Source organism: Martinezella sp. CNPSo 3795, assembly GCF_057784475.1.
On record NZ_JBXSOQ010000003.1, the window covers coordinates 719,899 to 740,000 of the forward strand.

Annotated in this window: 19 protein-coding genes; 7 read left to right on the forward strand and 12 right to left on the reverse strand. The window is 60.6% G+C overall.

Annotated elements, in window-relative coordinates; translation table 11 throughout:
* Nucleotides 1-24 precede the first annotated feature (24 nt).
* The gene (locus tag AC13QY_RS13185; protein WP_173002426.1) at nucleotides 25-684 is read left to right on the forward strand and encodes a DUF1007 family protein; all 660 of its coding nucleotides are present in this window, start codon (nucleotides 25-27) and stop codon (nucleotides 682-684) included.
* A complete protein-coding gene (locus tag AC13QY_RS13190) occupies nucleotides 678-1,790 on the forward strand; it encodes a nickel/cobalt transporter (protein WP_488493565.1) in 1,113 nt (370 codons plus the stop codon). The genes AC13QY_RS13185 and AC13QY_RS13190 overlap by 7 nt, the downstream gene beginning before the upstream one ends.
* A 38-nt stretch (nucleotides 1,791-1,828) precedes the next feature.
* On the opposite strand, the gene AC13QY_RS13195 is transcribed toward AC13QY_RS13190, so the two are convergent.
* The 3 genes from AC13QY_RS13195 to AC13QY_RS13205 form a co-directional block, all read right to left on the reverse strand.
* Entirely contained in the window at nucleotides 1,829-2,044 is a 216-nt protein-coding gene (locus tag AC13QY_RS13195; RefSeq protein WP_269245005.1) for a cytochrome c oxidase subunit II, read from the reverse strand.
* A gap of 89 nt (nucleotides 2,045-2,133) precedes the next feature.
* Nucleotides 2,134-2,829, reverse strand: a complete 696-nt coding sequence (locus tag AC13QY_RS13200) for a tellurite resistance TerB family protein (protein WP_113330545.1) — start codon at nucleotides 2,827-2,829, stop codon at nucleotides 2,134-2,136.
* A 126-nt stretch (nucleotides 2,830-2,955) separates the two neighbouring features.
* Nucleotides 2,956-3,594 carry a 2-dehydro-3-deoxy-phosphogluconate aldolase gene (locus AC13QY_RS13205; protein WP_069613321.1) on the reverse strand — a complete coding sequence of 213 codons (639 nt, stop codon included), beginning with the start codon at nucleotides 3,592-3,594 and terminating at the stop codon, nucleotides 2,956-2,958.
* Between the two features lie 160 nt (nucleotides 3,595-3,754).
* Between AC13QY_RS13205 and AC13QY_RS13210 the strand changes: the two genes are divergently transcribed.
* A complete protein-coding gene (locus tag AC13QY_RS13210) occupies nucleotides 3,755-4,240 on the forward strand; it encodes a CYTH domain-containing protein (RefSeq protein WP_113330585.1) in 486 nt (161 codons plus the stop codon).
* On the forward strand, nucleotides 4,218-5,129 hold the full coding sequence (locus AC13QY_RS13215) for a CHAD domain-containing protein (protein WP_113354927.1): 912 nt from the start codon (nucleotides 4,218-4,220) through the stop codon (nucleotides 5,127-5,129). The genes AC13QY_RS13210 and AC13QY_RS13215 overlap by 23 nt, the downstream gene beginning before the upstream one ends.
* A 61-nt stretch (nucleotides 5,130-5,190) precedes the next feature.
* Here the strand turns inward: AC13QY_RS13215 and AC13QY_RS13220 are convergent, their stop codons facing one another.
* On the reverse strand, nucleotides 5,191-6,696 hold the full coding sequence (locus AC13QY_RS13220; RefSeq protein WP_269245004.1) for an FAD-dependent oxidoreductase: 1,506 nt from the start codon (nucleotides 6,694-6,696) through the stop codon (nucleotides 5,191-5,193).
* Between the two features lie 49 nt (nucleotides 6,697-6,745).
* On the opposite strand from AC13QY_RS13220, the gene AC13QY_RS13225 reads away from it, so the two are divergent.
* Entirely contained in the window at nucleotides 6,746-7,231 is a 486-nt protein-coding gene (locus AC13QY_RS13225) for a MarR family winged helix-turn-helix transcriptional regulator (protein WP_113330549.1), read from the forward strand.
* Nucleotides 7,232-7,401: 170 nt separating this feature from the next.
* A complete protein-coding gene (trhO, locus tag AC13QY_RS13230; RefSeq protein WP_488493566.1) occupies nucleotides 7,402-8,343 on the forward strand; it encodes an oxygen-dependent tRNA uridine(34) hydroxylase TrhO in 942 nt (313 codons plus the stop codon).
* A gap of 62 nt (nucleotides 8,344-8,405) precedes the next feature.
* On the opposite strand, the gene AC13QY_RS13235 is transcribed toward trhO, so the two are convergent.
* The 3 genes from AC13QY_RS13235 to AC13QY_RS13245 all read right to left on the reverse strand — a co-directional run bounded on the left by AC13QY_RS13235 (nucleotide 8,406) and on the right by AC13QY_RS13245 (nucleotide 12,918).
* Nucleotides 8,406-10,616 (reverse strand): putative bifunctional diguanylate cyclase/phosphodiesterase, encoded by a 2,211-nt coding sequence (locus tag AC13QY_RS13235; protein ID WP_488493567.1) that lies wholly within the window; start codon nucleotides 10,614-10,616, stop codon nucleotides 8,406-8,408.
* Nucleotides 10,617-10,726: 110 nt separating this feature from the next.
* Complete coding sequence (locus AC13QY_RS13240; protein WP_488493568.1) at nucleotides 10,727-11,275, reverse strand: NADPH-dependent FMN reductase; 549 nt, start codon at nucleotides 11,273-11,275, stop codon at nucleotides 10,727-10,729.
* 269 nt (nucleotides 11,276-11,544) lie between these two features.
* Nucleotides 11,545-12,918, reverse strand: a complete 1,374-nt coding sequence (locus AC13QY_RS13245) for a GH1 family beta-glucosidase (RefSeq protein ID WP_488493569.1) — start codon at nucleotides 12,916-12,918, stop codon at nucleotides 11,545-11,547.
* A 258-nt stretch (nucleotides 12,919-13,176) separates the two neighbouring features.
* Here AC13QY_RS13245 and AC13QY_RS13250 point away from each other — a divergent pair, with 258 nt between their 5' ends.
* Nucleotides 13,177-13,581, forward strand: a complete 405-nt coding sequence (locus tag AC13QY_RS13250; RefSeq protein ID WP_488493570.1) for a DoxX family protein — start codon at nucleotides 13,177-13,179, stop codon at nucleotides 13,579-13,581.
* 45 nt (nucleotides 13,582-13,626) lie between these two features.
* On the opposite strand, the gene AC13QY_RS13255 is transcribed toward AC13QY_RS13250, so the two are convergent.
* The 5 genes from AC13QY_RS13255 to AC13QY_RS13275 all read right to left on the reverse strand — a co-directional run bounded on the left by AC13QY_RS13255 (nucleotide 13,627) and on the right by AC13QY_RS13275 (nucleotide 20,038).
* Nucleotides 13,627-14,814 carry a Gfo/Idh/MocA family protein gene (locus AC13QY_RS13255; protein ID WP_113354915.1) on the reverse strand — a complete coding sequence of 396 codons (1,188 nt, stop codon included), beginning with the start codon at nucleotides 14,812-14,814 and terminating at the stop codon, nucleotides 13,627-13,629.
* A 288-nt stretch (nucleotides 14,815-15,102) separates the two neighbouring features.
* Entirely contained in the window at nucleotides 15,103-16,158 is a 1,056-nt protein-coding gene (locus AC13QY_RS13260; RefSeq protein ID WP_488493571.1) for a sugar phosphate isomerase/epimerase family protein, read from the reverse strand.
* Between the two features lie 267 nt (nucleotides 16,159-16,425).
* Nucleotides 16,426-17,373, reverse strand: a complete 948-nt coding sequence (locus AC13QY_RS13265) for a substrate-binding domain-containing protein (protein ID WP_069616012.1) — start codon at nucleotides 17,371-17,373, stop codon at nucleotides 16,426-16,428.
* Between the two features lie 69 nt (nucleotides 17,374-17,442).
* A complete protein-coding gene (locus AC13QY_RS13270; RefSeq protein WP_488493572.1) occupies nucleotides 17,443-18,453 on the reverse strand; it encodes an ABC transporter permease in 1,011 nt (336 codons plus the stop codon).
* Between the two features lie 61 nt (nucleotides 18,454-18,514).
* On the reverse strand, nucleotides 18,515-20,038 hold the full coding sequence (locus tag AC13QY_RS13275) for a sugar ABC transporter ATP-binding protein (protein WP_488493573.1): 1,524 nt from the start codon (nucleotides 20,036-20,038) through the stop codon (nucleotides 18,515-18,517).
* Between the last annotated feature and the right edge of the window lie 64 nt (nucleotides 20,039-20,102).

Below are 20,102 nucleotides of genomic sequence, written 5' to 3' on the forward strand. Positions count from 1 at the left end.
ATGCTCACGAAACACATCGGACGCATGAGAAAATCCACGATCATCCACGCCGTTGCCATGACCGGCGGCCTGTTGCTTGCGCCGGCCATAGCATCGGCGCATCCGCATATTTTCGTGGAAGCCCGTCTGGAAGTGCTCGCCGGCGCGGATGGCAATGTGCAGGAGCTGCGCAACGTCTGGCGCTTCGACGAGGTGTTCTCTTCCTCCGTCCTCATGGATTTCGACAAGAACACCAATCTGAAGCTCGACCCTGACGAGCTGAAAGAAGTCGGCAAGACGGTGCGCGAGTCATTGGCCGATTACGACTATTATGCGAACCTGACGCTCAATGGCAAAACGATCAAGGTGGACAAGCCCGATATCATCAATGTCGACTTCCGCGATGGCCAGCTCCTGATGTTCTTCGCCGTCAAACCGGCCGAGCCGATGCCGCTCGCCAAGGGCAACAAGCTGAGCTTCGGCATCTACGACCCGACACTCTATACCTCGATCGATTTCCCGAGCGACAATGAATTGGTGACGGAGGGCGATGCCTTCAAAAGCTGCACGCATAAGGTCGTCCGGCCCAATCCGGATGAAGTCATCGCCGAAAACAGGTCGACATTGACGGATGCCTTCTTCAACGATCCGACGGGAACGACCATGTCGAAACTCTTTGCAACGCGGATAGATGTGCAATGCTGATTTCGAGGCTAAGGACGCTTGTGCCAGCCGTAGCTATCGCCCTTTTGGCGGCAGCCGGTTTTGCCCATGCCGCTGGCTCACCGCTCGGCATTGGCACGGCCGAGCCGAGCTTCCAGCCGATGGGCGGCCCGCTGGCGCCAATCTTTCTCTATGTGAATTACGAGCAGCAGGCCTTCTATCGTGCGCTCACCAAGTCGATCGAGGCCATGCGCCAGGACCCCTGGCAGCTCTGGACGCTAATCGGCCTTTCCTTCGCCTATGGCATTTTCCATGCCGCCGGCCCCGGCCACGGCAAGGCGGTGATTTCCTCCTACATGGTCGCCAATGAGATCGAGCTGAAACGCGGCATCGGCATCTCCTTCGTCTCCGCGCTCATCCAGGGCCTCGTCGCCGTCCTTGTTGTCGGCGCCGCCTATTTCGTCCTGCGCGGGTCTGGCATCACCATGACGATGGCGACTAATGCCATGGAGATCACAAGCTTCGTCATGGTCATCCTGTTCGGCAGCTGGCTCCTGTTCCGCAAGCTGCGGGCGATGATGCAAAGCCGGGCGCAACATCAAGACATGCAGCTTGCGACGTCGGCCGGGCCAATCAGCCTTTCTTTGTTCGAGGGAGCCGCGACGGGCACGGATTCGGCAAGAGGTTTTGCGCGCAGCAGCGCCGCCATGCCGGCCGCCGGCGGCTATCAATGCTACGATCCCGCTCATACGACGGGCAATGGCGCTTACTGCGAGACCTGCGGCCACGCCCATCTTCCCGATCCGAAGATGCTGTCGAACGAAAAGTTCAGTGCTCGCGAGGCCTGGTCTGCCATTGTCGCCGTCGGGCTGCGCCCATGCTCGGGCGCGCTCCTTGTCATGACCTTCTCGATGCTGAACGGGCTCTATCTTGGCGGCCTGCTATCTGTCCTCGCCATGTCGATCGGCACGGCGCTGACCGTCTCGCTGCTTGCCATCATCGCGGTCTTCGCGAAAGGCACCGCCGTGCGTTTCACCGGCAAGGGCTCGAGACTTTCGGTTTGGGTGGGCAACGGCATCGAGATCCTCGGCGCGCTGCTCGTCATCTGCACGGGCATCATCCTGCTCGGCGCCTCGCTGCAGAACTGAGCGATTTCCGAGGGTTTGGGAGAGCTTTACGTTGGAGCTTACGGCCCGTTGCGCCGTTGGTAGCGCGCCCGCATCCAGAACACGAAGAAGAAGGCCAGGATGACGAGCACGCCGAAACCGGTGCCTAGCCATGGCGAAATGTCTCCGAGCCAGACGATGACGTTCGGCATCAGGTAAAGCATGGCTGTCGCAACCAGCAGGATAACGCCGGCCGCGATTGCCGCCGAGCGTGTTTCGCTTTTCTTATCCGTCAATGTAGCCATCCCTGACGCCCTGACATGAGTTCCGGCGAAGGCTTAGGCCAGCTGCCGAGGAAAGGCAACCGGCCCTATCGTCACACGCGTCAGACTTTAGCGCCAGCAACGGTCGCTTCGATATGATCGACCAGCGCATCGGCCAGACCGAGGCGGCCGGCAAGCAGATCGAGATAGCCGCGCTCAGCCCGCGAATCCGGCTCGATCGCCAGCCGCGAAGCGGTATAGACCTGCACCCGCTGTTCCTCGGTCTTTGCAGAAGCGACGATGGCATCGAGATCGACGGGATTGGCAAGCTCTCGCTGGAAAAAGGCTTCCGCCTCCGATCCGACACCAGCCTCCTGTACCTTGCCGAGAATGCGCTGACGCTCCGCATCGTCGATATGGCCATCGGCGCGGGCGGCCGCAATCATGGCCCGCACCAGGGAAAGCGTAAAATCATTGCTGGCGACGGCCGGCGCTGTGCTGAAGCCGGAATCCGACGGCGGCGGCAGGAACTGCGGCTCGGCCTGCGGGGCTGGCTGCGGCTGATTGCCGTCGCGGTAGTTCTTGTAGGCCTGATAGCCGAGGCCTGCGATGGCTGCGAGACCGCCGAGCGCCAGCGCATTTCCGGCGACCTGGCGTCCGGTCTTCGTCCCCAGCAGCACGCCAGCGATGGCGCTCGTCGCCATCGGATTGTCCCTGGCAAGATTGATGGCCTGGGTTGCCCTGTCTCTCACGGTCCCCTGCACTCCCGGAACCTGCGATCCCAGGAACTGGTCAAGAAGCTTGCGGGCGTCGATCATATGGATGGTCCTCCGTCCTTTGATGGTGACAGGGAGATAGGAAGCGCAACCGCAAATACCAATCCGCAGAATGCAAAAAGGCGCGCAGAAGCCTGCGCGCCTTCGAAACCGACGGGAGGCAGCCGCTCAGCCCTTGAGCGCGGCGGCCTCGGCGGCAAGCTTGGTGATCCCGGCCCAATCGCCCGATGCAACGAGCTCCTTCGGCGCAACCCAGGAGCCGCCGACACAGATGACGTTCGGCAGCGACAGATAGTCATGGGCGTTCTTCAGCGAGATGCCGCCAGTCGGGCAAAAGACCGTGCCGGCGAGCGGCGATGACAGGGCCTTCAGATAGGAAGCACCGCCGGCCTGCTCGGCCGGGAAGAACTTCAGTACCGTATAGCCCTCTTCCCGCAGCGCCATCACTTCGCTGGCCGTTGCGGCACCCGGCAGCAGCGGCACATGCGAGCCGCGCGCAGCATCAAGCAGTTCCTGCGTCGTGCCGGGGCTGACGATGAACTTCGAACCGGCTTCGACGGCCGCGTCCCATTGTTTGACATTGAGGATCGTGCCGGCGCCGACTTCGGCACCCTCGACTTCTTCGGCGACAGCACGGATCGCATCCAGCGCACCGGCGGTGCGAAGCGTGATCTCGATGGCCTTGAGACCGCCCGCAACGAGCGCACGGGCGAGCGGCACGGCCGATTTCGCATCGTCGACGATCAGCACAGGAACGACGGGCTGCAATTTCAGGATGGAAAGAAGCTTCTCGGTTTTCTCGCCCATGGTCGGTGCACTCCCTTTAAAACGATTGAAATCCGGCTTTCGAATAGCCTTCCCGAAGGTGCTTGTCGAGACAAAAGCTCGCTTTAAATACGACGGGTAGGAAATTGCGGCAACTTGCTATAGTCTGTTCCAATCTGTGCCGGTGGAGCATGTCAAACGCATGGCAAAAGAGATCGAGCGAAAGTTTCTGGTGCGCGGCGATCACTGGCGTGATTCCGTTTCGGAGCGGCTGATCCTGCGACAAGGATATATTGCCTCCATGGCAGACCGTTCCGTGCGCATACGGCTGACGAACGACACCAAGGCAACCTTGACGATCAAGATCGGCAAGTCGATGACGAGGGACGAATTCGAATATGAGATCCCCGTCAACGAGGCGGAGGAATTGCTGGAAACGGCGATCGGCCTCGTCATCGAGAAGACCCGCCACAAAGTGCAGTTCAAGGGCTTTACCTGGGAAGTCGATGTCTTCCGCGGCGCCCATCGCGGCCTCGTGATCGCTGAAGTGGAAATGGACGACGAAAGCGACAATCCGGAACTGCCGGACTGGATCGGACGCGAGGTAACCGGCGAATACCGCTATTCCAATCAGGCCCTCGCGACGCAGTTCGAGCAGGAGTACGATGAGCTATCGCATACGGCCTGACCGAGCTCTTGATGACGAGGTGCACAAAGCAGCCGCGCATCAACTCGGCAAGGCAATGGCCGTACTGACGGACAGACCGCAGGGCCTGCACGAAGCGGTTCACGACGCCCGCAAGAACATCAAGCGCGTGCGCGCGCTCTACCGGCTGATCGCTCCGGTCGCGCGCGAATTTCAGCAGCGGGAAAATGACCGCCTTCGGAATATGGCACGCACGCTTTCCGGCGTGCGCGATGCGACCGCACTGATCGAGATCGGTCATTACCTGCAGGCAACCGCCAGATCCGCAGAAGAACTGCACGCGCTGACCCGCGTCAGCGATCTGCTGACCACCCGGCGCGACCGCTTGGCGGCGGCGCAAACCGATCTCGAAGACAAGGCACAGGCAGCAGTCGCGATATGTGCCGAGGCGCGCGAGGCGTTGAAGGAGATATCCTTCGACTGCGGCCGACGCGACACGGCCCGTCTCTTTCAGAAAAGCTGGCGCAAGAATGTCCGCAAGGCGATGCAGGCGCTGTCCGAATGCCATGCGGAAGCGGCCCACGTCGAGAGCTTTCATGATCTGCGCAAACGCAGCCAGGATTACTGGATGCATCACATGCTATTGCGCGATGTCTGGCCGGCCGCCATGCATGCCAAGCAGCTGGAGGCCAAGGCCTTGGTCGACGTGCTCGGCCGCTATCTCGACATGTCGATATTGGCCGATGTCGCAGACCGCGAGCCGCATCTCTTCGACAGAAGCGACGATCACGCCCGCCTGCTGGAAGCGATCATTGCCCGGCAGCAGACCGCGCGCGGGGAAGCGCTGGAGCGAGGCCGCTGGGTCTTCGCCGACAAACCGGAGAGCGAAGCACGGACTATCAAGCACCTTTGGCTGGAGGCGGCCAACTGACGGGGTCACGCGCCCGCCTCAGGCAGTTCAATCGGCATGACCTAGCGTTGCTTTAGGCGCTCTACGCATCCGCCGAACCAAGCCCCACTTGCGCGAAATAGCCTTCCAGCATCGCAATGTCGTCGGCGGCAGCGATCGCGCCAATATATCCGTCCGGCCGCACGAGCACCCATTCTCCGGGGGATAGGGCGTAGATGTCGCGCAGATGCCCCCCGGCGTCGACCATGTCGCCTGACTGGCCGAAAGTATGAATATGCAGCCCTGCGCGCGGCTGCACCGATCCCGGCTGCACCTCATAGCCGAGCAATGTCCAATGCGCACCTCGGAACAGATCGAACAGCCGTTTCGGCTGGCCGGCGGCGCCACGGATCGGCGCATCCGGGGCTCTATCGCCAGCAGACAGGCGGCCGCTGCGTCCAAGCGTTTCGAGCGCAAGCGAAGACGAAGGATAACCTATATCGAGTTGGCGCACCTCGCGACCGCGCCGCATGTCGCCCTGTTTCTGAGCATCGAGAAGCCTTGTTGCCAGACCAAGCATCGCAGCCGCGATGGGCTGACGCTCCTCTTCATAGCTGTCGAGCAGCTTGTCGTCGGCTCCATTGGCGGCCGCTGCCAGCTTCCATCCGAGATTATAGGCATCCTGCACGCTGGTATTGAGGCCCTGACCGCCAGTCGGCGGATGAATGTGGGCGGCATCACCGATGAGAAACACGCGGCCAACACGGTATCGATCGGCAAGTCGCGCATTCATGGTGTAGGCCGACGACCACGACACGGATTGGATATGGATATCGTCGCGCCTGGTCCGCTCCGCCACCATGGCTTCCAGCCCTTTGGCAGAGAGGTCGATATCACCGTCGAGAGGGATCGGCCCCTGTATCTGGAACATCTCGGTCCCGGCAAGCGGGCAGAACATGATCTGCCGCGACATGTCGCCGTCGTTGAAGCGATGCCAGGCATCGCGCGTGAGACCGGTCAAAATGACATCGGCCACGATGGCGCGAACGCCGAGGGTCTTGCCGGGAAAGTCGATACCAAGGGCGTGGCGAACGAAACTGCGGCCGCCATCGGCGCCTACGAGCCAGCGCACCCGAAGAATTTCCTCTTCAGCCTTGCCCGCTAGGCGCGCTGTCACGCCACTCGGGTCTTGCTCGAAACCAACCAGTTCGCAGCCGAATTGCGGCGTATGGCCAAGCTCAAGCAACCTCTCGCGCATAACCTTTTCGGTCAGGAATTGCGGTATCATCAGCGGCAGATGGTACGGTTCTGCCGGTGTCGGGTCCTGATGTTCGGCGATGTCGGACTCGGTAAAACTGCCGTCGTCTCGATATCGCCGTACGGGCGGATACATGCCGCCGGCCGCAACGACCCGGTCGAGAATGCCGAGATCCTCGAAGATTTCCTGGGTTCGCGGCTGGATGCCCTTGCCGCGCGAACCACGGAAAGGCCCGTCCATCTTTTCGATCAGTCGGAAGGAAATTCCTCTCCTTGCCAAATCGATGGCCAGCGCGAGGCCGGCCGCGCCCGCACCACAAATCAGCACATCGGCTGTAAATTGCTCTGTCATTTGCATCTCCATATGTGTAATATGCACATATTAAAAGAAGGGCGGCCCGGTGTCAACGAAAAGCTTGCAAAATACACATATCAGCGCTCAGCTACGCGAACTCCATAGCGCGCTGGTCGAAATTGTCGGCGTCATGAACCGGCCCCAGCGTGATGAGGCGATGATTAAGGAGGCGGGCATCTCCCTCGACCGCGCACTGTTTTCCCTGTTGGTTTTGGTGGAGCGGCTCGGCCCCATCGGCGTCGTCGAACTGGCCGATCGCGTCGGGCGCGACTACACCACCGTCAGCCGTCAGGTTGCGAAGATGGAGGGGCTTGGACTGATCAGCCGGCGGGAGAACGCGATCGACCGACGCCTGCGCGAGGCCGTCATCACCGAACAGGGCAAGGCGATGACCGATCGCATCGATGAGGCGCGCGAGAGGATCGCCCGATCCATTTTCGCCAAATGGGATGACCAGGATATCGAGGACCTTGTGCGGCTCATGCGCAGGTTTGCCGACGACATCAAGGATGATGCGCCAGCTGCACGATAAGCCGCATTTCGAAATGCCTTCCTTTCAAGTCGTATGGCGCTGGACATCTCAGCTCGTCGGCTAGCACAACCCACATCTTTCGCCGCACCAACAGAGGCGGGATCGCAAGGGCGCGGGCTGCGACGCAAATCCCGATTGCCTGAAAGCCCGCAAAATTGTATTTCACCGGCATGACCGACATGCTTTCAGATCCACGGCGCGACGCGATCGGCGCATTCCTCGTTGCCGCGCTCTATCATTTTGTTTCCTTTCCGCGCTTCGAAAGCCTGCGCGAGCCACTGCTTGCGCTCTGCGAGGAAAATGGCGTGAAGGGCACGCTGCTGCTGGCCCATGAAGGGATCAACGGCACGATCGCCGGCACGGATGCCGCTATCGGCGCCGTGCTCGCCTTCCTGCGCGCCCAGCCGGAATTTGCCGGGCTCGAACACAAGGAAAGCCGCGCGTCGAAAATGCCGTTCGTGCGCATGAAGGTGAAGCTCAAGAAAGAGATCGTCACCATGGGCGTCGAGAACATCGACCCGACCAAGGTCGTCGGCACCTATGTCGCGCCGAAGGATTGGAATGCACTGATCTCCGACCCCGACACCATCGTCATCGACACCCGCAACGACTATGAGACCGCCATCGGCGTCTTCAAGGGCGCGGTCGATCCGAAGACGAAGACTTTCCGCGAATTTCCCGATTGGGTGCGCGACAATACCGGCCTGCACAACAAGCCGAAGATCGCCATGTACTGCACCGGCGGCATCCGCTGCGAGAAGGCGACCGCCTTCATGAAGCAGCAAGGCTTCGATGAGGTCTATCATCTCAAGGGTGGCATTCTAAAATATCTCGAGGAAGTGCCGCCGGAGGAGAGCCTGTGGGAAGGCGCCTGCTTCGTCTTCGACGAGCGTGTCTCAGTCGAACACGGCCTGAAGGAAGGCAATCACAAGCTCTGCCACGCCTGCCGCAATCCCATTACATCAGAGGAAGTGACCTCACCCTTTTACGAGGCCGGCGTCTCCTGCAGCCATTGCTACCATGAGCGCAGCGAAGAAGACCGCGAACGTTACCGCGAAAGGCAGCGGCAGATCGCGCTCGCCCGCAAGCGTGGTCACGAGCATATCGGCTAAAGGCATTTTCGGAAGAACTGCACTCCGGCCTCCCTCAGGAATGCGCGAATGCTCCAGGCATATCAGGCGGCGGCGTGTTCTTCATCCAGTGCGGTTGCCATCTGTACCGCAAGCCGCTTGCTGATCTCGGCTTCCGGCATCGGCTTGCCATAGAAATAGCCCTGCAGCTCGTCGCAGCCGAAGCCCTCCAGCGCCCTTCCCTGCTCCTCGGTTTCTATACCTTCGGCCGTAACGGGAATGTCGAGTGACCGGGCCAGTGCCACGGTCGCCTTCACCATCTCGCGGGCGCGGTTGTCCTCCAGCACATTCATCGTCAGCGAGCGATCGATCTTGATGCGGTCGAAACCGAACTGACGCAGATAGCCGATGGAGGAGAAACCGGAGCCGAAATCGTCGAGCGCCACCTTGACGCCGAGCGTCTTCAATCGCTCGATCGACTGGCGGGTGCGCTCGGGATTTTGAATGATGTAGCCTTCGGTGATTTCCAGCGTCACCCGCTCGGCTTCGATCTCGGTACTGTTGAGCACGCTGCGGACGTAATCGGCGAAGGCGGGATTGCGGAACTGGCCCGGCGAAACGTTGACGGCAACACGCAGATCCGGCCAGTGCCGTGCCGCTTGGCAGGCCTTGCGGAGAACCAGCAGGCCCAATGCCTCGATCAGGCCGCTGGTTTCGGCAATCGGAATGAAGGCCTCCGGCGAAATCGGTCCATGTCCGGGACGGTTCCAGCGCACCAGCGCTTCGACTCCGATCATCTCGCAGCTTGAGGCATCAACCAGAGGCTGGTAGGCGAGCGTCAGTTCCTCCATCTCGATCGCGCGACGCAGATCGAGCTCCAGCGCATTGCGTTCCTCGCGATGCGCATCCATGGCCGTCTCGTAGCAGGTCATGCGGGCGCGGCCGGCTTCCTTGGCCTTGTACATGGCAAGATCGGCGCGGCGCACCAGTTCCTCACGGTCGATGCGGCCTTCGGGCGAGCTTGCGATGCCGATGCTGGCGCCGACCACGACCACCCGGCGGCCGATCTCCAGAGGCTCGGCAAGGAAATCCAGGATTTGCTCAGCCAACCGCAAAGCTGGGGCGTCATTAAGCTCCTTCGTCGGGAAGGCGATGGCGAATTCATCACCTCCGAGGCGCGCCAAGGCCGCCTGCGGTGGCACGAGAACCTTGAGCCCAGCGGCTACCGCGCGGATGAGCTGATCGCCGGTGCCATGCCCGTAGGCGTCGTTGATTTCCTTGAAACCATCGAGATCTAGGTAGAGAAGTAGGACGTTGGTGCCGTCGGAGCGCGCCCGATCGACCAGACGATCCACATCGAGCCGCAATCCCTCACGATTGAGGAGCCCGCTCAACCGGTCGCGAAGCGAGACCTGCCGTGCCTGAACTTCCTCCGCCCGCAGCCGGCGCCCCGCCATCGATCCCAGGATTAGCAGCACGACGAAGAACAGACCCACCAGACCAAGCGCGCCGAGCACCAATGGGCGGACCTGCTGATAGCTCATATCCCCCGGCTGGCGCGAGCTCCACACCAACCGTCCCAGCGACTTGCCGAGCGGATCGACGATGGAGACGGCATATCGGGCGACGGTATCCGGCGGCACCAGCATCAAACCGCTGATGACATAGGTGTTGGCGAGCATCTTGATCCGGTCGGCGTCAAGGTAACGGACGAGGATCAGATAGCGCCGATGACCTTCTGCCACCGGAATGCGACCGGATCTTTCGCGGATCGTCGCGGCCCCGGCGGCCGCGATACCATCTCTGGTCATGATGTAGCCCGCAGCTTCCGGCACCCCAGTCACACGCGTTGTTCGCGCCTGATCGACGAGCGCCCAGACGGCCGCACCGAGGACATCCTCGATATTCTCGGTCAATGGCTGGCCATCGTGGTAAGCAACAATCGGCTTGTTGTTGTCGTCCACGATGATGGCAGTATCGAACAACGCGCCGTTGGAGGAAATGTCGCCATAATTGCCGACGATCCAATTTTGATTATCGGTCCCATAGACACTTCGCGCCGCATCGTTGCGGGCGGAATGGTCATGCAGTGTCGCTTCCAGCTGTCCCTGAAAGGTTTTCAATGCCCCGACGGTCGTTTCCCAGGAGCGCTCGTCGTCCAGCTTGTTGGAATAATCGGCAACGCGTCCGATTGCGGTAAGAACCATCAAGGTCACGACGGCAACGATCAGGGCGAAGCAAATCAAAACGGCCGTCACAATGGAATGACGACCGATCTGTGCATTTTTCCGCAGGGACTTGGAAATTGCTCCCAACACCTTTTCTCCTTGGCGGAGAAGTCTGCCGTCAGGTCTTCAATAAACGGTTAAGGCGAATTGGAGATTCCTACAGGAAAGAGTTGTATATCTGCCGAAACCGGAAGAATTCATGCCTTAGTGGCAATCGCTCGCGCGAAACGGCTTAGACTTGCGGATAAAAGGCCGCTTTCTCGTGCCTCCAGCAGCATCGCGGCCTGCATCTCATCGCTCTTGCCTGCAACCGGCAGGCGCAAGAAAGCGTCTTCAACAATATGCAGCGACATGGTCTTCAAGACATCGGTGAGCTGTGCCAAGACGAGATCGCCGCGATGCGATGCGTGAGCAAACATCAGCGGCTTGAACGGCACCTCGTGGCGCGACACCAGCCAGTCCAGCGCGTTCTTCAAGCCGCCGGGTATGCCATGAGCATATTCCGGACAAGCTACGATCAAACCATCTGCCTTACCGATCTCCGCCGCAAATCTCTCGACGATAACAGGTGTTCGCTCACCTTCATTGTCCGGATTGAAGATCGGCAATTCACCGATCAGATCACAAATCGCAATGGTGATGCCTTGTGGACAGGCGAGCTGCAGCGCCTCCAGCAGCCTGCGGCTGGCCGAAGCTTGCCGCAGGCTGCCGCAAAGCGCATAAAGAAAAATCGGCCGCTGGGTCATGCGCGATGTCTATCAGGCCTCGCCGATTCGAGCGATAGCCACCCTCCCCTTGAGGGCAGGGGTATCGCATATGGAGGCGGACGAGCACCATAAGCTCCTTCTCCCCTTGGGGAGAAGGGGGACAGCGGCGATCTCCGCTCATATGCGATACCCCTGCCACAAGGGGGAGGGTCGGACCGAAGGTCCGGGGTGGGGTGACCATTGCAGACCTAAAGCCCACTCTCGGGTTCCACCCAACCCGAGCCCCTCAAGGGGAATGCCGAACCGCGTCAGACCGCTTTGTGGTTGCCCTTCGGAAACTGCGAGGCAAGCTCCCTGTACCACTTGCCGCTCTTCTTGATCGTGCGCACCTGGGTCTCGTAATCGACATGCACGAGGCCGAAGCGCATGCGGTAGCCTTCCGCCCATTCGAAATTATCCATCAGGCTCCAGGCGAAGTAGCCGCGCATCGGATAGCCGTCCTTGATGAGATCGGCGACGACACCGAGATGCTCGATATAATAATCGAGGCGCGGCTGGTCATCGACCTCGCCGTTGACGACGCCCATATTGTAGCAAGCACCGTTTTCGGTGATGTAGCATTCCGGCAGGTCGTAGCGCCTGTTAAGGTCTTCGACGACATGCTTCAGACCCGGCGAATAGACCTCCCAACCGATATCGGTCCTTACGTCGCTGACCGGCGGCGCTTCCTTCGTCCAGGGGAAATCGCCGCTCTTGGAGGCGTCGTCGGAGACGCGCATCGGCATATAATAGTTCAGCCCCCACCAATCGAGCTTTTGGTTGATGGTCTTGAGATCGCCATCCTCGATGACGGGCATGCGATCGCCGAGCGCCTCGACGAATTCCTTTGGATATTCACCCTTGAAGATCGGATCGAAGAAAGCGCCATTGTGGAACTGATGCGCGCGTTCGACAGCGGCGGCATCTTCCGGGCTATCCGAGCCCGGCAGGATCGAAGCGGCGTTCAGCACGATGCCGACAGACACCTTCGGCGCGACGGAGCGGATCGCCTCGACGCCAAGGCCGTGGGCAAGGTTCATATAGTGCATCGCATAGAGCGCCGCCTGCATATTGCGCTCGCCGGGCGCATGGACGCCATAGAGGTGGCTCAGCCAAACGATACACCAAGGCTCGTTGAAGGTGGCGACAGAATCCAGGCGGTCGCCGAGGCGGGCCATGACGGTCTTGGTGTAGCGCTGGAAGGCATGCGCCGTCGAGCGCGCCGTCCAGCCGCCATCGCCGGCAAGCGCCAGCGGCAGATCCCAATGGTAGAGGGTCGCGAAAGTCTTGATGCCGCGCGCCTTGCAGCCATCCACCAGGCGATCATAGAAATCGAGGCCGGCTTCGTTCACCGGGCCGGTGCCTTCGGGGATGATACGCGGCCAGGCGATCGAGAAGCGATAAGCCTCGACCCCCATGTCCTTGATCAGATCGAGATCCTGCTCCAGACGGTTATAGTGGTCGCAGGCGATGTCGCCATTATTGCGCTGATAGACGCGGCCCGGCATGTTGGCGAAAGCATCCCAGATGGATGGCTTGCGACCGTCGGCCTTGGTGGCACCCTCGATCTGGAAGGCGGCGGTGGCAACACCGAATGTGAAATCGCCGGGGAAGCGATCGGCAAGAAGCTTCGGATCGATCATGGTGAAAATCCCGTCTGTTATGGCTTCGTTAGCTGCGGTTTAACCAAGCGGCATGACAAAGTACAGTGCCGGCACGGGAAAACTGCAACGTTGCAGGCGCCGACAAACCGGGCCGGCGAAAGGCGCCTGAAAAAACTTCACCGGCAGCAGCAACACTCTTCGCACGGCTTGATAATAGCAATGTCAACAGTCGTGACTTGTCTTTCGGTATGGGATCAATTGAGGGTAGCATCCAAACTTGACAGTGAAAGGACACAAATGCTCCCTGCGATCCACGCCCTCCACCCTCATCTGCTGAGTCTCCTGCGCATTGTCGCCTCGCTCGTGCTCTTCAGCTATGGAACGCAGAAGGTGCTGCATTTCCCGGCGGCCGAAAATGTGCCCGCTGTCGGATCGCTGTCCTGGATCGCCGGCCTACTCGAACTCACTCTCGGCTTCCTCGCCCTGATCGGCTTCAAGACGCGGATTGCAGCGTTCATTCTGTCAGGCCTGATGGCCTTTGCCTATTTCCTGCGTCATGCGCCGCAGAGCTTCTATCCCGCCCAGAACGGCGGCACACCTGCTATCCTCTTCTGCTTCATCTTCCTGTTTCTCGCCAGCGCCGGCGGTGGCCCGCTGAGTGTCGACGCGCTGACCAAGCGCAGGCAGGACATCGCCATCTGAATAAGCAGGTTCGAGGCGGCAAAACCGCCTCGAACCTCCCCAAACCTAGAGCTTGACCCAGGCGCCATTGCGCTTCGAGGACGCGACGCAGGCTTCGACGAAAGCCACACCTTTCACACCGTCATCGACGGTCGGATAGATCACGGCAGGATCGATGGCCACGCCCTTCTTACGGGCGTTGATGGCACGCGCAGCCTCGGTATAGATTGTCGCGAAAGCTTCCAAATAGCCTTCCGGATGGCCCGAGGGTATGCGCGAGACGCGCGCGGCTGCAGCGCCGGAGCCGGCACCGTTGCGGGTGATCAGCCGCTTCGGCTCGCCAAACGGCGTGTACCACAGATAGTTCGGATCGGCCTGCGTCCACTCGATCCCGCCCTTGGTGCCGTAAACGCGGAGCTTCAGGCCATTCTCATGGCCCGGCGCCACCTGGCTGCACCAAAGCATGCCCTTTGCCGGTTTTTCCTTGCCCTTCGCCTTGAAGCGCAGCAGCACATGGCCGTTATCATCGAGGCGACGTCCCTCAACGAAGCTGTCGAGATCCGCGGCAAGGCTGTCCAGCTCGAGGCCGGTCACGAAGGAAGCGAGATTATAGGCATGCGTGCCGATATCGCCGGTGGAGCCGCCGACACCCGACTGGGCCGGGTCGGTACGCCAGGCCGCCTGCTTCTGGCCGGACTGCTCGATATTTTCCGTCAGCCAATCCTGCGGATATTCCGCCTGCACAACGCGGATATCACCAAGCTCGCCATTGGCGATCATCTCGCGCGCCTGGCGGATCATCGGATAGCCGGTGTAATTATGCGTGAGGATGAAGAGCGCTCCACTCTCGTCGGCCACCTTCTTGAGCTTCTTGGCGTCGGCAAGATTGGATGTCAGCGGCTTGTCGCAGATGACATGGATGCCGCGCCGCAGGAATTCCTTGGCGGCGTCATAATGGACATGGTTCGGCGTGACGATCGAAACCGCCTCGATGCCGTTCTTCAGCTTCGCTTCGCGGATCGCCATGTCACGGTAGCTGGAATAGGTGCGTGAAGGATCGAGACCAAGATCGCGGCCGGATGCCTGAGCCTTTTCCGGCGAAGACGAGAGCGCGCCGGCGACGAGGTCGAACTGGTCGTCAATGCGCGCGGCGATACGATGCACTGCGCCGATGAAAGCGCCGGCGCCGCCGCCCACCATGCCGAGCCGGATGCGCGGCTCCCGCGTCTGTTCCGATGATCCTTCGATTGCCATTTTGTCCTCCTGAATGAACTAGAATTCGCATTTTGGATGCCTGTCGTTCCAAGCCACCCGCCTCGCCCTTCGAGGGCCTTGCAGGCCACCTCAGGGTGAGGCTGGTCTACCGCGCCAGCATCACATCCTTCCAACTAGCGATGCCTAAGATGGCTCTAGTGGAGTTTCGCGAGAGCTCGCTCCGCCCTCATCCTGAGGTGCGGAGCCTCCTGAGCTCTGCGAAGGAGTGAAGCCTCGAAGGAAGAGGCGGCCTGGGCAGCATTCTCTCCCCGTTGGGGAGAAGAGAAATTACGACAGCCCCAGCATGCGCCGGTTCGCCGCCTGGTCCGTGCCACTGCCGGCGAAGTCATCGAAGGCCTTTTCCGTGACGCGGATGATGTGCGCCTTGACGAATTCGGAGCCTTCGCGAGCTCCGTCTTCGGGATGCTTCAGCGCGCATTCCCATTCGACCACGGCCCAGCCGTCGAAATTATTGGCGGTCATCTTGGAGAAGACGGCGCCGAAATCGACCTGGCCGTCACCCAGCGAGCGGAAACGGCCTGCGCGCTCGACCCAGCCCTGATAGCCGCCATAGACGCCCTGGCGTCCGGTTGGATTGAACTCCGCATCCTTGACGTGGAACATCTTGATGCGGTCCTTGTAGATGTCGATGTTCTCGAGATAATCGAGGCACTGCAGGACGTAGTGCGAGGGATCGTAGAGCATGTTGGCGCGCGGATGGTTTTTCACGCGCTCCAGGAACATCTCGAAGGTGATGCCATCATGCAGGTCTTCGCCGGGATGAATTTCGTAGCAGACATCAACGCCGTTTTCGTCAGCATGGTTGAGGATCGGCGTCCAGCGGCGGGCAAGCTCCTCGAAAGCGGTCTCGACAAGGCCAGCCGGGCGCTGCGGCCAGGGATAGATGAAGGGCCAGGCGAGCGCGCCGGAGAAGGTCGCATGCGCCTTGATGCCGAGATGCTTCGACGCCGTCAGCGCCATCTTCACCTGTTCGACCGCCCATTCCTGCCGAGCCTTCGGATTGCCCCGCACTTCCGGAGCGGCAAAACCATCAAAGGCTTCGTCATAGGCAGGGTGCACGGCAACGAGCTGGCCCTGGAGGTGGGTGGAAAGTTCGGTGACCTCGACGCCGTTGGCGCGGGCGACGCCGGCGAATTCGTCGCAGTAATCCTTCGAGGAGGCTGCCTTCTTCAGGTCGATGAGCTGGCTTGCCCAGGTCGGAACCTGCACGCCGATATAGCCGGCGTCGGCAGCCCATTTCGTGATCGAATCCCACGAGTTGAAAGGGGCGGCATCGCTGGCGAACTGGCCGAGAAACAGGCCTGGTCCCTTGATCGTCTTCATCTGTATTTCCTCCCTAATCGCGTTCTGTAAACGTTTCCGATGCCTTTCGGACCCATATCCGAGGCGGCTGAGGTGCCGCAGCCTCCAAAAACTATAGGGTCGTCGGGCTGAAAGTCGAATGCCTTGCGACCTAATCACGGCACGCCGCGGACGGCAAGAGGTACGTGCCGCAAAATTTCCATCCGCCACAAAACGAGGGCTGATGGAACACTTAAAAAACGCCCGCCGAAACCGGCGGGCGCCCTTGAAGATGAACCGAGGAACCGATCAGAACGGTGAATCGGGGAAGTAGAAGTCCTTGGCATTGTCCTTGGTGACGAGCGTCGCATCCAGGATGTAGTTGCCGCGAACCGGAACCTGATCGTAGAAATTGGCGGCTGTCAGCTCCATGGCCGTGCCGACCATTGCCGGCGGATAGAGCACGTCGACCGGGATCAGCTTGTCGCCATCCATGACCTTCTTGATCATGTCCTTCGAGCCGGCGCCGGCGATGATATACTTGATATCGGTACGCTTGGCCTGCTCGATTGCCTGCAGAACGCCGACGGCCATGTCGTCATCCTGGCACCAGACGACGTCGATCTTCGGGAACTTGGTGAGGTAGTCCTGCATGACCTTGAAGGCGTCGTCTCGGTTCCAGTTGCCATACTGGCGGTCAAGAACCTTGACGTTCGAGCCGGCAATGCCCTTGTCGAAGCCGTCCTGGCGCTGCTGATCGATCGGGATCGGCAGGCCGCGGATGACGACGACCTGGGCATCCGGCGTGTTGGCCTTGATGTATTCGCCCGCGACCTGGCCGAGCGCCGGATTGTTGCCGGCGACATAGAGGTCACGTACGGAATTGTCGTTGTTGCTCGGCGCACGGTCGACGAGCGCCACGAACTTGCCCTTGTCCTTGACTTCCTTGATGGCATTGACGAGCGGATCGGGATCCGACGGCAGGATGACGAGCGCATCGATACCCTGTGTTTCAAGGTCCTGCACGGCGTTTGCCTGGCTCGCCGCGTCAGGCGAGGTCTTGACGATGACGTTCAGCCCCGGATGCTCCGCCATCAAGAGCTTGGCGACGCGCTCGGCATGGAAGACCACGCCCGAGGTCCAGCCGTGGTCGGCGGCCGGAATGGAAACGCCGATCGTCACCTTCTTGTCCTCGGCATGGACCGTGCCGGCCAGAGCCGCCATCACGACAGCCAAGCCTATGAGTCTCTTTCGCATATTTCTTCCTCCCAGATAGAGACAGGGCCTTGTCACCAAGAACCGGGCGCCCCCTGACCCGGCTATTCGCTATTTGCGGGCGAGTGAACGCTGAACCAGCATGGCGATGATGATGATCGCGCCCTGGATGGCGTTCAGCAGATACTCGCTGATGAAATTGGAAAGCAGCATGATGTTGCCGACGAGCTCCAGGATGAAGGCGCCACAGATCGTGCCCCATACCCTGCCCGCTCCGCCCTTCAGCGCCGTGCCGCCGACGACGACCGCGGTGATCGCCTGCAGCTCCCAGAGACTGCCCGTCGTCGCCGACGTCGAACCAAGCCGCGGCACATAGAGAAGCACGGCGATCGACACGCACAGGCCTTGGATGACAAAGGCGACGGTGCGCACGCGATTGACCGCCACGCCGGAATAGCGCGCAACGTCGCGATTGGAACCGACGGCGATAACATGCCGCCCATAGCGGGTGCGGTAGAGAATGAAGGCCGCAATGCCGGTGACGACAAGAATGACCACGATCGGCACCGGCACACCAAACACGGTGCCATAATAGGCGGGCTTGTAGAGCGCCTGCAGATTGGCCGGACGCAAGGTGATCGCACCACCCTGCGACAGCCAGGTCGTCAAACCGCGATAGACACCCATGGTGCCGAGCGTCGCAATGAAAGGCTCGATCTTGCCAACGGTCGTGATCAGCCCGTTGGCGAGGCCGCAGAGCACACCCGTAACGACTGAAAACAATATTGCCGCCGCCAGCATCAGGGCGGGATCGGCGATGACACCCGAATTCATCAGGAGGATCATCAGGCTCGCAACGAAGGCAACCATCGCGCCGACAGACAGATCGAGATCGCCGGCCGAAATGACGAAGGTGGCACCAACCGCGATGATGGCGATGAAGGCGCATCTCGTCGCAACATTGGTGAGATTGGTAATGCCGATGAAGTTCGGATTGACCAGCGCGCCCACGATCAGAAGCAGCACCAAGGCTGCAAACGGCGCCACGGCCCTAAGATCGACATCCCGCCAGGAGCGCCCCCGCCGGCCTGTCTTGCCGCTGCTGTCTTCACCCACGCTCATAACCAAAACCAACCTCCCGTCCCATGATTGCTGGGAATTCGCCTTGCTCCGCCGCCGCCCTTCAGGCAGCCGTCTTTTTCTTCAGGCCCGCCGCATAACGCATGATTTCCTGCTCGGTGATCTCTTCGCCTTCGAGCACGCCGACGATCCGGCCCTCGCGCATCACGGCAACCCGTGTGCAAAGCCCGATGACCTCGGGCATTTCCGAAGAGATCACGATGATCGAATGACCGTCGCGCGCCAGCGCGGAAATGAAATGATAGATCTGCTGCTTCGTACCCACATCGATGCCGCGCGTCGGCTCGTCGATGATGATGATCTGCGGCTCGGTCTCCATAATCTTCGCCAGAAGCAGCTTCTGCTGGTTGCCGCCGGACATGCGGCCGGCAACGATGTTTCCGTCACGAACGCGTATATCGAAACGGCGGCGCGCCCTCGCCAGCGCATCGGCCTCGCTGGAGGCGCTCAGATAGCCGAACTTGCCATGCCGGTCGAGCGACTGCAGGGTTAGATTTACGATCATGCCCGAATTCAGGAGCAGACCCTTCGACTTGCGGTCCTTGGTCATATAGGCGAGCCCGGCATCGATGGCCGTATGCACGTCATGCGGCGGCACCGTTTGGCCGTTGGCGACGACCTCGCCGGAGACACGCGAGCGCAGACCGACGATCGCTTCCATCAGCTCGGTACGCCCAGAGCCGATCATGCCGGAAAAGCCCAATATCTCACCCTTGCGCAGCTCGAAGCTCGCATCGTGGACATAGCCCGTCGAAACCGAGCTGACGCTGAGCACCACCTTCTCGTCGACATCCGGCTCGTTCTTGGCCGGATAAAGACTGGAAAGCTCGCGCCCGACCATTAGCTGGGCGATCGATTCGCCATCGAGCAGCGAGGTCGGCGATGTCTTCACCCATTGGCCGTCACGCAGCACCGTGACCCGATCCGTCAGTTCCATGACCTCATCGAGCTTATGGGAGACGAAGACGAAGCTCGTTCCCTGGTCACGCAGCTTGCGCACCTGCTTGAACAGGAAATTGGTCTCCTCGCGCGAGAGAACAGCTGTCGGCTCGTCCATGAAGACGATGCGCGCATCGCGGCTGATCGCCTTGGCAATTTCCACCATCTGCTTGTCGGCGATGGAGAGTGTGCTGATGATGGCGTTCTCGTCGACATGCGAGCCGAGAAGGTCGAGCACGCGCCGCGTTTCCGCGCGCATGAGCTTGCGGTCGAGCACGCCGAAGCGCGTGACTTCGCGGCCAAGAAATAGACTCTCGGTGACGGTCAGATGTTCCGCAAGATTGAATTCCTGATGGATGATGACGATGCCGAGCGCCTCCGCGGCGCCGTTCGGCGGCAGCTTTACCGGCTTGCCATCGAGGAGGATTTCGCCCGAGGTCGGCTGCTCGAAACCGGAGAGAACTTTTACCAGCGTCGACTTGCCGGCGCCGTTTTCGCCCATCAGCGCATGGATTTCGCCGGCCCGAAGATCGAAGTTGACGCTGAACAGCACCTGCACGCCGTTAAAGGACTTGGAAATCCCTCTCGCAGACAGCACGACCGCACCGTCGACGGCTTCCGAACTCATTGAATCCTCCCTGCGGTCCCACCCGCTTTCCACGGTATGTAAACCTTTACATACATCGTGTAAA

Bases quoted from the DNA above. Each gene is read 5' to 3' on its own strand.
- AC13QY_RS13185 (WP_173002426.1), top strand. From the start codon at position 25: ATGAGAAAATCCACGATCATCCACGCCGTTGCCATGACCGGCGGCCTG.
- AC13QY_RS13190 (WP_488493565.1), top strand. From the start codon at position 678: ATGCTGATTTCGAGGCTAAGGACGCTTGTGCCAGCCGTAGCTATCGCC.
- AC13QY_RS13200 (WP_113330545.1), bottom strand. From the start codon at position 2,829: ATGATCGACGCCCGCAAGCTTCTTGACCAGTTCCTGGGATCGCAGGTT.
- AC13QY_RS13205 (WP_069613321.1), bottom strand. From the start codon at position 3,594: ATGGGCGAGAAAACCGAGAAGCTTCTTTCCATCCTGAAATTGCAGCCC.
- AC13QY_RS13210 (WP_113330585.1), top strand. From the start codon at position 3,755: ATGGCAAAAGAGATCGAGCGAAAGTTTCTGGTGCGCGGCGATCACTGG.
- AC13QY_RS13215 (WP_113354927.1), top strand. From the start codon at position 4,218: ATGAGCTATCGCATACGGCCTGACCGAGCTCTTGATGACGAGGTGCAC.
- AC13QY_RS13220 (WP_269245004.1), bottom strand. From the start codon at position 6,696: ATGACAGAGCAATTTACAGCCGATGTGCTGATTTGTGGTGCGGGCGCG.
- trhO (WP_488493566.1), top strand. From the start codon at position 7,402: ATGACCGACATGCTTTCAGATCCACGGCGCGACGCGATCGGCGCATTC.
- AC13QY_RS13240 (WP_488493568.1), bottom strand. From the start codon at position 11,275: ATGACCCAGCGGCCGATTTTTCTTTATGCGCTTTGCGGCAGCCTGCGG.
- AC13QY_RS13245 (WP_488493569.1), bottom strand. From the start codon at position 12,918: ATGATCGATCCGAAGCTTCTTGCCGATCGCTTCCCCGGCGATTTCACA.
- AC13QY_RS13250 (WP_488493570.1), top strand. From the start codon at position 13,177: ATGCTCCCTGCGATCCACGCCCTCCACCCTCATCTGCTGAGTCTCCTG.
- AC13QY_RS13255 (WP_113354915.1), bottom strand. From the start codon at position 14,814: ATGGCAATCGAAGGATCATCGGAACAGACGCGGGAGCCGCGCATCCGG.
- AC13QY_RS13260 (WP_488493571.1), bottom strand. From the start codon at position 16,158: ATGAAGACGATCAAGGGACCAGGCCTGTTTCTCGGCCAGTTCGCCAGC.
- AC13QY_RS13265 (WP_069616012.1), bottom strand. From the start codon at position 17,373: ATGCGAAAGAGACTCATAGGCTTGGCTGTCGTGATGGCGGCTCTGGCC.
- AC13QY_RS13270 (WP_488493572.1), bottom strand. From the start codon at position 18,453: ATGAGCGTGGGTGAAGACAGCAGCGGCAAGACAGGCCGGCGGGGGCGC.
- AC13QY_RS13275 (WP_488493573.1), bottom strand. From the start codon at position 20,038: ATGAGTTCGGAAGCCGTCGACGGTGCGGTCGTGCTGTCTGCGAGAGGG.